This window comes from Enterobacteriaceae endosymbiont of Donacia cincticornis, assembly GCF_012568845.1.
Classification (GTDB): Bacteria; Pseudomonadota; Gammaproteobacteria; order Enterobacterales; family Enterobacteriaceae.
The window spans coordinates 23,916-38,465 of the sequence record NZ_CP046194.1; the positions used below are offsets into that span (position 1 = coordinate 23,916).

The window sequence follows — 14,550 nt, forward strand, 5'->3', positions numbered from 1 at the left end:
TATTACATTTTTTTTATTAAAAAAAAGTATGGTATTTTATTTATTTTTTTTTTAATAATATTAAATTTCATAAAATAACAAAAATTTTTGATATCTATATTAACAATTTTATCATTAGTAATTATAATTAAAGTTTCTTTTTTTTTTATTTTAATTAATTTTTTTTTTATCATTATAATTGTATGTGGACATTGTAATCCTCTTATATCTAAAACATAATTTACATTTTTATAAAAATTTTCTTTTTTAAACATTTGGAATATATTATTAATAATAAATTATTATGAATTTTTTTATTATAATAAAAAAATTCTTTTATAAAATTCATAATTACATTTATTATTAAATAAGGTATATATTATGAATTTAGAAAAAAAAAAACAAATAGCTCTTGAAAATGCTATTACACAAATAGAAAACCAATTTGGTAAAGGTTCTATTATGAGATTAGGAGATAATAGAACTATGGATATAGAATCTATATCTACAGGATCTCTATCTTTAGATATAGCTTTAGGTATTGGAGGTTTACCAATTGGTAGAATAGTAGAAATATATGGACCTGAATCTTCTGGTAAAACTACTTTAACATTACAAATTATTGCAGAAGCTCAAAAATTACAAAAAATTTGTGCTTTTATTGATGCAGAACATGCATTAGATCCTTTTTATGCTAAAAAATTAAATGTTGATATCGATAAATTATTATGTTCTCAACCAGATACAGGAGAACAAGCATTAGAATTATGTGATTCATTAGCTAAGTCAGGTGTTATAGATGTTATTATAGTAGATTCAGTTGCTGCTTTAACCCCAAAAGCTGAAATAGAAGGAGAAATAGGAGATTCACATATAGGTTTAGCAGCAAGAATGATGAGTCAAGCTATGAGAAAATTAGCAAGTAATTTAAAACAAACAAATACATTATTAATTTTTATTAATCAAATAAGAATGAAAATTGGTGTTTTATTTGGTAATCCCGAAGTGACAACTGGAGGAAATGCTTTAAAATTTTATGCTTCTGTTAGGTTAGATATCCGTAAAATTGGTAATGTTAAAATTGGAGATGATATAATTGGTAGTGAAACTAGAGTTAAAGTTGTTAAAAATAAAGTTGCTGTACCTTTTAAAAAAGCTGAATTTCAGATTATTTACGGTGAAGGAATTAATATTTATGGTGAATTATTAGATTTAGGTGTAAAAGAAAAAATAATTGAAAAATGTGGTTCATGGTATAGTTACCATAATGAAAAAATTGGTCAAGGAAAAATGAATGCTATAAATTTTCTTAAAAATAATAAAAAAAAATCAAAAGAAATAGAAGAAAAATTAAGAAAAATTTTTTTTAGAAAAAAATAATATAAGTATATATAAGTTATTTAAATAATGTTTTAAAAATATTTAAGGTTAATTTATAATATGGAAAATAAAATTGAAGAAATTCGTAAAATATTTTTAGAATTTTTTAATAAAAAAAAACATAAAATAATTAAAGAAAGTTCATTAATACCTTACAATGATTCATCATTATTATTTACAAATGCAGGTATGAATCAATTTAAAGAATATTTTTTAGGATATAAAAAATCTCCTTATTCAAAAATTGTTACAATACAAAAATGTATACGTATTGGAGGCAAACATAATGATTTTCAAAATGTAGGTTTTACAAATAGACATCATACATTTTTTGAAATGTTAGGTAATTTTAGTTTTGGAGATTATTTTAAAAAAAAAGCTATTTTTTATGCATGGGAGTTATTAACTGATTCTAAATGGTTTAATTTAAAAAAAAAAAAAATATTTATCACTGTATATTATAAAGATATTGAAACATATAATATTTGGAATAAAATTATTGGTATACCTAAAAAAAATTTAATTTTAATAGAAGATAAAAAAAATCAAAAATATAATTCTGATAATTTTTGGCAAATGTCTGAAACTGGTCCTTGTGGACCATCTACTGAAATTTTTTATGATTTAGGTGATCATTTAAAAGGAGATATTAAAAATAATTTAGGAAATCGTTTTATTGAAATATGGAATATTGTTTTTATACAATTTAATAAAACATTAAATGGAGAATTAATTCCTTTAATAATGAAATCAGTAGATACTGGTATGGGATTAGAACGTATTACTAGTATTTTAGAAGGAGTCGATTCAAATTATAAAATATATTTTTTTAAAAATATTATTCAAGAGATAGCTAATTTAATTAAAATAAAAAATCTAGAACATAATTCTTTAAAAGTTATAGCAGATCATATTAGATCAACTATTTACTTAATTGCAGAAGGTATTATTCCTAGTAATGAAAAAAGGGGATATATTTTAAGAAAAATCATTAGAAGAGCTGTAAACCATGGAAGAATTTTAGGAGAAAAAAAACCTTTTTTTTATCAATTAGTAAAAGTTTATATTAAATATATAAATAATAATGAAAAAAATTTCTTAAATAAAAAAATTAATCTAATTACTAATATCATTAAAAATGAAGAAGAAAAATTTAATCAAATTATATATTCAGGAATTATATTATTAAATAAAGAACTTAAAAAATCAGGTAATAATTATTTAACAGGAAAACAAATATTTTATTTATATGATACTTTTGGATTATCTCTAGATTTAATTCAAAATATATGCATAAACAAAAAAATTAGTATAAATAAAGAAGAATTTGTTAATTATATGGAAATTCAACGTCAAAAATCAAAAAAAAAAAATCTTTTTAATAATAAAAATAATTTTTATTATAAAAATAATATTTCTAAATTTAATGGATATAAAAATTTTACAACTTATAGTAAAGTTTTAGATATTTACATAGATAAAACTTCTAAAAATAAAATTAATTTAGAAGAACAAGGAGAAATAATACTAGATATTACAACTTTTTATGGAGAATCAGGTGGCCAAAAAGGAGATATTGGATACTTAGAAAAAGATAAAAAAAATATTTTTCAAGTATATGATACAAAAAAACAAGGAAATATAATTATTCATATAGGAAAAATGATTTTAGGTTCATTACAAAAAAATGATTATTTACATGCTAACATTGATATATTACATCGTATGATGATTAGTAAAAATCATTCTGCAACACATTTATTACATGCTGTTTTACGTAAAAAATTTGGTACATATGTAAAACAAAAAGGATCATTAATAACTGATAAATATTTAAGATTTGATTTTATATTAAATAATTCTCTAAAATTAGATGATATTTCATATATTGAAAAAAAAATTAATGGTTATATATTTGAAAATATACCTATTAAAATAGATACAGAAGAAAAAAAAGAAATAAAAAATAAAAAAAATATAATAGCATTATTTGAAAATAAATATTCTTCTTTTGTAAGAATTGTAAATATTAAAAAAATTTCACAAGAATTATGTGGTGGTACACATGTAGAAAATACTGGTAAAATTAGTTTATTTATTATTACTAAGTTTTTAAATATTGCTAATGGTATAAAACGTATACATGCAATTACACATAATATAGCATTAAAATATATACAAAAACAAAATAAAAATATTAAATATATTTCTAGTTTATTTAATACAAATGAAGATTATTTAATACAAAATATTTTATTATATAAAAAAAAGTTTTCTTTATTAAAACAAAATTTTAAAGAATTACAACAATATTTTCTTTTAAAAGAAGAAAGTATTTTATTTAAAAATAAAATTTTATTAAAAGATATTAATATAATTATTAGTAAAATATATGATATTAATCCAATATTTTTTAATGTTATTTTAAAAAAAATATTAAAAAAATTAAATAAAGTTATAATAATTTTATCTACTAAATGGGGAAAAAAAATATTTTTTATAATTAAAACTACAAAAAATATTAATAATAAAATAAATATTTTAGATGTTATGAAAAGAAATTTAGATAAAAATGTTTGTAATATAAATGGATGTGCTAATATAGTCAAAGGTAGTATCGATCTTACTATAGATCAATATTATTTTATCTTATCTAAGATAAGAACATTTATTTTAGATAAAGTAAATAAATTAAATTAATAATTTAAATAAAATTATAATATATATTTTATATTGTATTTCTTTTAAGGAGAAAAGAATGTTAATTCTTACTCGCCGAATAGGCGAAACACTTATGATTGGTGATGAAGTTATGGTAACAGTATTAGGAATAAAAGGAAATCAAGTTCGAATAGGTGTTAATGCTCCTAGAGAAATTGCTGTTCATCGTGAAGAAATATATCAACGTATACAAGCAGAAAAAAATCAGCAAACAAATTTAATAAAATAATTTTATTATTTTTTTTATAAAAAATAATTTGACAATTTTTTTTTAGTAGATATAATTACATTTAAATATAATGGTGAGATGGCCGAGTGGTTGAAGGCGCACCCCTGCTAAGGGTGTATGTAGTATGCTACATCGAGGGTTCGAATCTCTCTCTCACCGGGAAAAGCATCCGTAGCTCAGTGGATAGAGTACTCGGCTACGAACCGAGTTGTCGGGGGTTCAAATCCTCCCGGATGCAGTTAAATTTTGTATAATTAGAATTGTAGTTGTTCTATCTTTTTTTTTAAAATAAGTTACATAATAACCTAAATATATTTAAAATTTAAATATTTATTCTTTATATAGAATTACGTAAAATATTATTTATTTCAACTTTACTTAAAGTTTTTTTATCTACTTTTTTGACTATTATTGCACAATACAAATTATATTTACCGTTTTCAGATGGTAAGGTACCTGGTACAACAACTGAATAACTAGGAACTATACCATAGTGAATTAATCCATTTTCTCTATCATAGATTTTAGTACTTTGTCCGATATATACTCCCATTGAAATTACTGATCCTTCTTTTATAAGAACTCCTTCTACTATTTCAGAACGAGCACCTATAAAACAATTATCTTCTATTATGGTAGGTTTAGATTGTATAGGTTCTAAAACACCACCTATACCTACACCTCCAGAAATATGAACATTATTTCCTATTTGTGCACAAGATCCTACTGTAGACCAAGTATCTATCATAGTTTTTTCACCAATAAAAGCACCTATATTAATAAAAGATGGCATTAGAATTGTATTTTTAGAAATGAAAGAACCATATCTCACAACAGTAGGTGGTATAACTCTACATTTTATGTTTTCAAAAATATTTTTTTGACTACTATAATTAAATTTTAGAGGTATTTTATCATAAAAATTATTATATGATCCCTTAAATAAAAAATTTTTACTAACTTTAAAATATAATAATATTGCTTTTTTTATCCATTCATTAATTATCCATTTTCCCTTAATATTTTCAGCTACTCTAATTATACCTTTATCTAAAAATTTAATTACTGTGTTAATATTATTAATAACTTCTTTTTCATATAAAAAATTATCATTTTTTTTATATTTAATAAAATAATCTTCTATAATATTTTTTAAATTTTTCATATAATTTAATTATTACAAAATTTTATTTAAAATATTATTAACAATAATATCATTTATTTTTATAATTAACAAATTTAAATTATTTTTAAAAATTATTCTTATTTTTTTCTAATAAAAAAATTATTTTTTTTTCATCAATAATTTTTATATTTAATCTATTTGCTTTTGATAATTTAGAACCAGGATGTTTCCCTAAAATCAAAAAATTGGTTTTTTTATTAATATTTTTAATGATTTTAGCACCTAAAAAAATTAATTTATCTAAAAGATATGATCTTTTAATTAAAAAAAATGTCCCAGTAATAGAAATCTTTTTTTTATAAAAAAAATTTTTTTCTACAATATTTGTAGGATAAATAATATTTATTTTTTCTACTAATTTAGTAATTATATAAATATTATTTTTATTTTTAATAAAATTTAAAATATTTATTGAATTTTTTTTTCCTATTCCTTTTATATTATATAATTTAATTATATTAGTATTTAAAAATTTATGTAATGTTTTAAAAGATAATGATATATTATACGATGTTATTTTTCCAACTCCTGGGATACCTAAAGAAAATAAAAATTTATTAAACATTACATTTTGTTTTTTTTTAAAAAATTTAAGAATTTTTTGAATAGATTTAATACCTAAATAATCTATTTTAGATAAAATATTCATATTAAGATTTAATAAATCTATAACATTTTTTATTAAATTTTTTTCTACAAGCTTATCAATTAATTTATTTCCTATAAAGTTAATATTTATAGCATCTCTGGAAATAAAATGTTTTAAATATGCTCTTAATTGAGATTTACAAAATAAACCTGCTGGACAATATAAATAATTTTCTTTCATTTTAAGTATAGAATGACAACTAGGACAAATTTTAGGTATCAAAATCTTTTTTACTTTTTTTAAAAATCTTTTTTTTTTAATTACATGAATAACTTTAGGAATAACATCTCCACATCTTTGAACAACAATTGTATCTCCTATTCTTAAATCTAATTTTTTAATTTCATTAATATTATATAATGTTGCAAAATTAATATTAACTCCGGTAATATTAACAGTACTAAATTTAGCTATTGGAACAAAAATTCCTGTACGTCCTATTTGAAAAATTATTTTTTTTAGTAATGTTACTTTTTCTTGTGAAGGAAATTTATATGCAATAGACCATTTAGGAGCATGATTATTATACCCAATAATATTCTGTTGTTGAATATTATTTACTTTTATAACAATACCATCAATATCATAAGGTAATAAATTTCTATTTTTTTTAAAATATTTATAATAATTAATTATTTTATGATAAGAAGAAAATACTTTAGTATGTTTTGATATAGGAATACCATAAGATTTTAAACTATTTAATATTTCTTTTTGATTAAAAAAAATTTTTTTATTTGTAAAACCAATACCATAACTAAAAAAATTTAGTAAATTTAAACATTTTTTATTATAATTTTTATTTAATTTTATAATCCCATAAGTAGCACTTCTTGTATTACTAAATATTTTAGATTTAATAATTTTTTTTTGATTTAAAATCTGAAAATTTTTTTTTGAAATAAAAATTTCTCCTCTAATTTCTAAATATTTAGGAAATATATCTCCTTTTAAAATATGAGGAATATCTTTAATTTGTAATATATTTTTAGTAATATTTTCTCCTATTGAACCATCTCCTCTAGTTGAAGCACTAAATAATATTCCATTTTTATATAATAAATTAACTGCTATTCCATCAAATTTTAATTCACAACAAAATTCAAATTTATTAATAATTTTTTTTATAGGATAATAAAATTTTTTCAATAAATCATTTTCATTAAAAACATTATTTAATGATAGCATTAACATTTTATGTTTTATTTTTTTATATACTAACAATGGTTTAGCACCTACTATTTGAGTAGGTGAATATTTATCTCTTAAATAAGGATATAAATTTTCTAATTTTTTTAATTTATTAATTAATTTATCATATTGATAATCTAAAATATTAGAATTATTTAAAATATAATATTTATAATTATAATTATTAATTATTTTACGTAAATTTATTATTTTTTTTTTATAAAAAAAAATTTTAGAAATTTTATATAAAATATCTATTATTTTATTAATATAAAATTTTAAATTTTTTTCTTCCATATTGTCCCATTAATAGTATCTTCTAAAAGAATATTTTTATTTTCTAATTTTTTTCTAATTAAATCTGCTTTTTCCCATAATTTGTTATGGCGTGCAATATTACGCATTTTTATTAATTGTTTAATTTCATTTTTATTATAAAAATCATGTAAATTTTTATTGTTTTGTAAATATTTTTTAGGATTATAAAATAGAATTCCTAAAATATTACCTAATTTTTTTAATTTTAAAATTAAGTAATTAGTAATTAAATATTTTTTTTGTTGATAAGCAATATTTATTTTTCGTGAAATTTGAAATAAAATACTGTATGCTTTAGGAGTATTAAAATCATCATTCATAGCATTATAAAATTGCTGTTCTAATAAAAAAAAATTATTTTTTAAATTTTTTACTATACTAAAAGAATAATTTTGATAAAATAAAGAAATATATAATTTTTTTAAAATTAGTTGTGCTTTTTGCAATTTACTTTCATTATATATAATAGGACTACGATAATGAGTAGCTGTTAAAAAATATCTTACAACCTCCTTATTATATTTTAATAAAATATCTTTTATTTTTAAAGTATTTTTTAGAGATTTTGACATTTTTTTATTATCGATAATAATCATTCCTATATGTATCCAATAATTAACATAAAAATTTTTATCTATACATGAAGATTGTGCTAATTCATTTTCATGATGAGGAAAGATTAAATCGTTACCTCCACCATGTATATCAAAACATTTTCCTAAATATTTACGACTTAAAGTAGAACATTCTATATGCCATCCAGGACGACCATATCCCCAAGGAGAGATCCAACCTATTTCCGATATAGAAGTTAATTTCCATAAAATAAAATCTTTATAATTTTTTTTAAAATTAATATTTTTAATTCTTAAAGTAGATTTTAATAAGTTTATTTTTTGTTTAGATAATATTCCATAATTAAAATATTTTTTTATAGAAAACATAATATCACCACTTTTAGCAATATAAGCAGTATTATTGATTAATAATTTTTCTATTATTTTAATAATATCTTTTATATGATCAGTAACTTTAGGTTCAAAATTAGGAGGTAAAATATTTAAATTATTAAAATCTTTAGTAATATTATCAATTATATTTTGTGTAAAATGTTTTATATTTTGTTTTTTTTTTCTTGCTATATTAATAATTTTATCATCAATATCAGTAATATTTCTTATATATTTTATTTTATAACCCAAAAACTTTAAATATCTGATAATAACATCAAATATAATAAAAGTTCTTCCATGTCCAATATGACATAAATCATATGTTGTTATACCACATACATAAATTTTTACTTGTTTTTTATTAATTGGAAAAAAAAATTCTTTTTTTTTACTTAATGTATTAAAAATTTTTAACATTGATTATTCTCATAATAAATAATTATTCATAATAAATATATTTTAGATAAAAATTAATAAAAATTTTTTAAAAATTTAAATATTTTCATTACTATAATAATTAGAATAATTATCAAAACGTGTAATTTGATTATTAAAAATAAGTTTTATAGTTCCAATAGGACCATTTCTTTGTTTACCTATAATAATTTCAGCAACACCATGTAAATTAGTATTTTCATTATAAACTTCATCTCTATAGATAAACATAATAAGATCAGCATCTTGCTCTATTGAACCTGATTCTCTTAAATCAGAATTCATTGGACGTTTATCAGATCTTTGTTCTAAAGATCTATTCAATTGAGATAAAGCAAGTACAGGTACATGTAATTCTTTAGCTAAAGCTTTTAAAGAACGAGAAATTTCAGAAATTTCTAAAGTTCTATTAAAAGATAAAGATGGTACTCTAATTAATTGTAAATAATCTATCATAATTAAACATAATCCATTATGTTCTCTAAATATTTTTCTAGCACGTGATCTAATTTCTGTAGGAGTTAATTCTGAAGAATCATCAATATATATATTTTTTCTTTTTAATAAAATTTCCATAGTAACTGATATTTTTTTCCAATCATTATCATTTAACTGTCCTGTCCTAATTTTACTCTGATAAACACGAGAAAGAGATGCTAACATACGAATCATAATTTGTTCACAAGGCATTTCCAAACTAAATATTAACACAGGTTTATCTTGTGATATAGCTGTATATTCACAAATATTCATTGCTAATGTAGTTTTACCCATTGCAGGACGAGCTGCGATTATTATAAGGTCAGATTTTTGTAATCCAGCAGTTTTTTTATTTAATTCATGATATCCAGTATCTATACCTGTAATACCATCTTTAGGCATTTTATAAAATGATTCAATTTTTGAAATGGTAACTTCTAATATTTCTTCTAAATTTTTTGGTTTAGTATTTTTATTTAAACGTTTTTCTGCTATTTGAAATACACGTGATTCTGCTAAATTTAATAAATATTCACTATTTCTCCCATTAGGATAATATCCTGCTTCTGCTATTTCGTTAGCAACAGATATCATTTCTCTAATAATAGCACGTTCATGGACAATCTCTGCATATGCAGATATATTAGATACACTAGGAATATTTTTTGATAATTCAGCAAGATATGCAAATCCTCCTACTTGACTTAATTTATTTTTATCTTCTAAAGATTCTGAAAGTGTTATTAAATCAATAGGTTTTCCTAATTCTATTAAATAATTCATTTCATTAAAAATTATTTTATGTGATAAAATAAAAAAGTCATCTACTATTATTTTTTCTGTAATATTATCCCATCGATTATTATCTAACATTAATCCTCCTAATATTGATTGTTCTGCTTCTAAAGAATGAGGAGGAATTTTTATTTTTTCAATTTGAGAATCTTTTTTAAATTGTTTCATTCAATTATTTTTACCATATATAAATATAATTTTTAATTGACTTAAATAATAAATATATTATTCTATTTTTATGTAAGATAAAGCTTTATTTAATATTTCTATATTATTAATATTTATATAATTTTTTTTATCAAGAATAAATTTTTTAAATTTATTTGATCCATTAATACCATAAAAAATATTTAGTAAAGGAGTAATAATAGTTATTAACGAATAACCCTTTTTTAATTCCTTTTCTATATATGAAAACATAGATTTTAATATTATTACAGGATTTGGTAGAATAGATTTGCAATTATAAATATATGAATCTATATCTATTAATATTTTAGGATTTTTAAAAACTTCTCTTCCTATCATAACTCCATCAACGTATTTTAAATGTTGTTTTATATCTAATATAGTTTTAATACCTCCATTAATTGATATTTTTGTATTTGGAAAATTTTTTTTTATTTGATAAATAATTTTATAATTTAATTTAGGAATTATTAAATTTTTTTTAACATTAAAATTCTTATTTAATAATGCTTTTCTAGCATGGATAATAAATCTTTTACAACCACTTTCTATAAGTAAATTAATAAATTTATGTAAAAAAAAATAATTATCATTATTATTAAGACCTATACGCATTTTTACGGTTACAGGTATAGAAACACTATCACTCATAGATTTAATACAATCTGATACTATTAAAGGATGATTCATTAAATATGCTCCAAAATTCCCTTTTTGTGACCTTAAAGAAGGACATCCTAAATTTAGATTAATTTCCTTATATCCTATTTTTTCTGCTTTTTTAGCACATAAAGATAATAATTTTGGTTTATTTCCTGCTAATTGTAATGTAATATTATCAACATTTTTATTTTCTAATAAAATATTTTTATTATTTTTAATTAAATTAGAATGAATCATTTCAGTATATAAAAGTGACTTTTTAGTTAATTTACGATAAAAATATCTACAAAATTTATTAGTTTTACCTAACATAGGAGCTATTTCAAATGTGAAATATGGAATTTTTTTTTTCATTTGTAAATAAATAATAATTTATATTTTTAATAATTAAAAATTTTAAAATTATTTAATTATATGGATTTTTATTTTCTTGAAATTTTATATTTATAATATTACCAAAACATTGAAGTTTATTATAAATAAATTTTAATAAATAACGTTTATAATTAAGATTTAATTTTTTTAATTGATTACCATATATTTTAAATAATAAAGGATTGTTTTGTACTTGGTGTATATATTTTAATTTTATTCTTTTCCCATTATATAATGGAGGTAAAACTAAATTAGTTGCTAAATTTAATATTTTCATAAGTTGAGAAGTACGATATTTTTTTATAGACATATTATAAATTTTACAAACTAACTTTAAAATACTATTTAAATTTAAGATAAATTTAGCTGAAATAGCAATTACAGGAAAAAAGTTAAATTTTATTTTTATCTCTTTTTTTAAAAAAGAAATATTCTTTTTTGTTAAAAGATCTGCTTTATTAATAATAAAAATCATGTTTTTTTTTTTTGATATGATATATCTTATTAATTGTATATCTTTTTTACAAAAAAACTTTTTTTCTCCATTTATTATATATAAAACAATATCTGATTTATAAATAGTTTTATAAGATTCTAAAATTGAAAATTTTTCTACTTTATTTTTAATTTTAGTTTTTTTTTTTATACCAGCAGTATCAATTAAAACTATATTCTTTTTTAAAGAATTAAAAATATTTAACGGTATATAAATACTTTCTCTAGTAGTTCCAGGTGTATCATTAACAATCATTCTTTTTTCATTAATAAATTTATTAACTAAAGTTGATTTACCTACATTAGGCATACCTATAATAGCTATTTTTATATTATTTTTATTTTTTACATAAATTTTTTTATATAAAAAATTAGTGTTATTTTGATCATTATCAGATATTTTTTTTATGTGTTTATATAATATTTTTTTTAATTTTATTATATTATTATAGTTTTTAATATTTATTTGATAAAATTCGAAACCTAAAGAATAAAATTCGTTATCTAAAAATATTTTTTTAGTTGTGTTTAATATAATAATTACTTTTTTATTATATTTTCTAATATAATCTATTATTAGATAATCTAAAATATTTAATTTATTTCCTCTTATTAATAATAAGATTAAATTTGACTCTTTAATTAATGATACAATTTCTTTTTTTAATAAAAAATTATTTTCTTGAATTTTATTATAACTAATTGTATCTACACAAATATATTGAATATTTTTAATATTAGCTTTACCATATTTTTTATCTATTGTAAAATTTGGTATTTTATTTACTAAAGAATCATATTTTTTTATTAAGATATTATATAAAGAAGATTTACCTACATTATTATCACCTAGTATAGTGATAATAGGATATTGATATGTTATCATATTTTTTATATGGATTATATATATGTAATTTTAATTTTATATAAATATATATATTATTATATAATAGATATATTTATTTAGATTAATAAACTATAAAATTTCAACATTATTTTATTAAATTTTATAACATATTTTTTATATAAAATATATATTTTAATATAGATTTAAGTAATTTTAAAAAATTATAGTTTTATTTTTAATAAAATTAATTTTTTCTAAAATAAAAAATAACAAGAATATTTATAAAATTTTACTTATTTAAAATAATTTAATTACATTATAAAATATTTTTTTAAATTACATATTAATTGATTTTCTGACATAATTATTTGTTTTCTAAAACACAAATCTTTTAAAATAATTAAATTATTTTTTATTTCTTTTGGACCTATTATTAATATAAAACGTGATTTATATTTATTTGCTTGAATAATTTGTTTTTTAATTTTTTGAAAAAGATAACTAATAATTATTCTAAGTTTAGGAAATTGTTTTCTAATTAATTCTCCAATTATTAAAATTTTTTTTAAACTATTATTAGAATCCATAGGTATTAAAAAAATATCAATTAAATAATCCATATTTAATTTTAATGATTTATTAATCTGTACTAATAATAATAAACGTTCTATTCCTATAGCACAACCAAAACCACTTTTATTTTTACCATTACTCATGTAATTAATTAATTTGTCATATCTTCCTCCACCGCAAATAGTTTTAGAAATATTTTTACTACCTATATCATAACTTTTCCATTCAAAAACGATATCATTATAATAATCTAATCCTCTTACTAAATAATTATTAATAGTAAATTTAATATTCATAAAATTTAAAATATCACAAAATTTATTAAATTTATTCATACTTTCTTTATTTAAGAAATTCTGTAATTTAGGTGCATAATTTAATAATTTAATATTTTTGTATTTATAATTGTCTAATATTCTTAAAGGATTTGTATATATTTTTTTTCTATCATTTAGATCTAAAGAAAAATAATTTTTTTCCCAAAATAATATTAATTGTTTTATATATTTTTTTCTATCTATTAATGATCCAATAGAATTAATTTCTAAAAAAATATTATTTGTAATATTTAATTTTTTCCATATATTATTTGTAATGATAACAACTTCAGCATCAATATAAGGAGATGTTAATCCAACAATTTCAATACCAATTTGATGAAATTGTCTATATCTACCTTTTTGAGGTCTTTCATAACGGAACATAGGACCATTATACCAAAATCTTCTATTGTTATAATATATATTATGTTCTACTATAGCTCTAATAAATCCTGCAGTTCCTTCTGGACGTAAAGTTAAAGAATTATTATTTTTATCAGATAAAGTATACATTTCTTTTTCTATAACATCTGTATGTTCTCCAATAGTTTTTTTAAATAATTCACTTTTTTCTAAAATTGGTAATTTTATTTCTTGATAACCATAATTATTTAAAATATCTTGAATTATTTTTTCAATATTCTTCCATAATATGGTATTTGGAAATAAATAATCATGCATACCATGAACAGCAGTTATTAATTTTATCACTATAAATATCTCTTATTATAAATATTAGCTTCAGTAAAATTTAAATTTTATTATAATAATA

11 protein-coding genes and 2 tRNA genes are annotated in these 14,550 nt (G+C 18.7%); 5 read left to right on the forward strand and 8 right to left on the reverse strand.

What is annotated here, in order from left to right:
- Positions 1-2: 2 nt before the first annotated feature.
- Positions 3-254, reverse strand: coding sequence for a sulfurtransferase TusA family protein (locus GJT99_RS00140; RefSeq protein ID WP_168893716.1), 252 nt, complete (start codon positions 252-254; stop codon positions 3-5).
- Positions 255-360: 106 nt separating this feature from the next.
- Here GJT99_RS00140 and recA point away from each other — a divergent pair, with 106 nt between their 5' ends.
- The 5 genes from recA (at position 361) to GJT99_RS00165 (ending at position 4,547) form a co-directional block, all read left to right on the forward strand.
- Positions 361-1,359 (forward strand): recombinase RecA, encoded by a 999-nt coding sequence (gene recA, locus GJT99_RS00145; RefSeq protein WP_168893717.1) that lies wholly within the window; start codon positions 361-363, stop codon positions 1,357-1,359.
- A gap of 60 nt (positions 1,360-1,419) precedes the next feature.
- A complete protein-coding gene (alaS, locus tag GJT99_RS00150; RefSeq protein WP_168893718.1) occupies positions 1,420-4,059 on the forward strand; it encodes an alanine--tRNA ligase in 2,640 nt (879 codons plus the stop codon).
- A gap of 58 nt (positions 4,060-4,117) precedes the next feature.
- Positions 4,118-4,309: a carbon storage regulator CsrA gene (gene csrA / locus GJT99_RS00155; RefSeq protein ID WP_168893719.1), complete on the forward strand. Its 192-nt coding sequence runs from the start codon at positions 4,118-4,120 to the stop codon at positions 4,307-4,309.
- A 72-nt stretch (positions 4,310-4,381) separates the two neighbouring features.
- Positions 4,382-4,468 (forward strand) — tRNA-Ser (locus GJT99_RS00160).
- 6 nt (positions 4,469-4,474) lie between these two features.
- Positions 4,475-4,547, forward strand: a tRNA-Arg gene (locus tag GJT99_RS00165).
- 99 nt (positions 4,548-4,646) lie between these two features.
- On the opposite strand, the gene dapD is transcribed toward GJT99_RS00165, so the two are convergent.
- The 7 genes from dapD to hisS all read right to left on the reverse strand — a co-directional run bounded on the left by dapD (position 4,647) and on the right by hisS (position 14,489).
- Positions 4,647-5,474: a 2,3,4,5-tetrahydropyridine-2,6-dicarboxylate N-succinyltransferase gene (gene dapD, locus GJT99_RS00170; protein ID WP_168893720.1), complete on the reverse strand. Its 828-nt coding sequence runs from the start codon at positions 5,472-5,474 to the stop codon at positions 4,647-4,649.
- An 85-nt stretch (positions 5,475-5,559) separates the two neighbouring features.
- Positions 5,560-7,632 (reverse strand): NAD-dependent DNA ligase LigA, encoded by a 2,073-nt coding sequence (gene ligA / locus GJT99_RS00175; protein ID WP_168893721.1) that lies wholly within the window; start codon positions 7,630-7,632, stop codon positions 5,560-5,562.
- On the reverse strand, positions 7,614-9,023 hold the full coding sequence (cysS, locus tag GJT99_RS00180) for a cysteine--tRNA ligase (protein ID WP_168893722.1): 1,410 nt from the start codon (positions 9,021-9,023) through the stop codon (positions 7,614-7,616). Before cysS ends, ligA begins: the two co-directional genes overlap by 19 nt.
- A 75-nt stretch (positions 9,024-9,098) precedes the next feature.
- Entirely contained in the window at positions 9,099-10,484 is a 1,386-nt protein-coding gene (gene dnaB, locus GJT99_RS00185) for a replicative DNA helicase (RefSeq protein WP_168893723.1), read from the reverse strand.
- A gap of 57 nt (positions 10,485-10,541) precedes the next feature.
- Positions 10,542-11,522, reverse strand: coding sequence for a tRNA dihydrouridine(20/20a) synthase DusA (gene dusA, locus GJT99_RS00190; protein ID WP_168893724.1), 981 nt, complete (start codon positions 11,520-11,522; stop codon positions 10,542-10,544).
- Positions 11,523-11,574: 52 nt separating this feature from the next.
- Positions 11,575-12,924, reverse strand: a complete 1,350-nt coding sequence (gene der, locus GJT99_RS00195) for a ribosome biogenesis GTPase Der (RefSeq protein ID WP_168893725.1) — start codon at positions 12,922-12,924, stop codon at positions 11,575-11,577.
- Between the two features lie 272 nt (positions 12,925-13,196).
- The gene (hisS, locus tag GJT99_RS00200) at positions 13,197-14,489 is read right to left on the reverse strand and encodes a histidine--tRNA ligase (protein WP_168893726.1); all 1,293 of its coding nucleotides are present in this window, start codon (positions 14,487-14,489) and stop codon (positions 13,197-13,199) included.
- Positions 14,490-14,550: the final 61 nt, after the last annotated feature.